Source organism: Terrabacter sp. RAF57 (genome assembly GCF_052113925.1).
GTDB lineage: Bacteria > Actinomycetota > Actinomycetes > Actinomycetales > Dermatophilaceae > Terrabacter.
On the sequence record NZ_JBFRDT010000058.1, the window covers coordinates 1 to 615 of the forward strand.

General features: G+C 75.0%; 1 pseudogene. It reads right to left on the minus strand.

Annotation, left to right across the window (positions count from 1 at the left end):
- Window positions 1-615: pseudogene (locus AB4Y83_RS22685) on the minus strand (HNH endonuclease signature motif containing protein); the annotation flags it as partial.

The following is a 615-nucleotide window of genomic DNA, read 5'->3' on the forward strand; positions in this document are numbered from 1 at the left end:
GTTGGGGCAGGCGGGGGCGGCCGGTGAGCCAGCCACCGTCGGTGTCGAGGTGGACCTGCACCCGGTAGCGAGCCCGCCGGGCAGCTCCACCCGAGCCGTCACTGCCTGCGGCGTCGAGGGAGCGGGTGGCGAGCACGATCAGGGCGTCGGCCCAGGTGACGCGGGGCCGGCCGCCGTCGACCTCGGTCCAGGTCGGGTGCAGGACGTCCCCGTTGAGGGCCTGCTTCTGCTCGTCGCTCACACCGCCGTCAGCGTCGCGGACGCTCTCGGGGGTGAGGGCGTGGAAGAGATGGTCCTTGGCCTCGGCGAGGGCTGACTCGACGAGCGCGCCGACCTCGGCCGGGGCGTCGTAGCGCAGCCGGAACCGCCCGTCGGCGTCGAGGCCCATGCTCAGGTGCGCCGGCTCGACCGGCGCCCGCTTCCCCGACCCACCGTCGCCGCCCTCCCCGCCGCTCTCGTCACCGGACAGGATCTCGCCGGGCAGGCCGCGGCCGCGGTCGTCGACGCTGTCGGGTTGGAGGGTGAAGTCGTAGCGGGTGACGGTGCGCTGCAGCTGGGTCACCGTCGCGTGCCGGGCGAACTCCGCGACCGTGGTGTCGAACGCGGCCGGGGTGT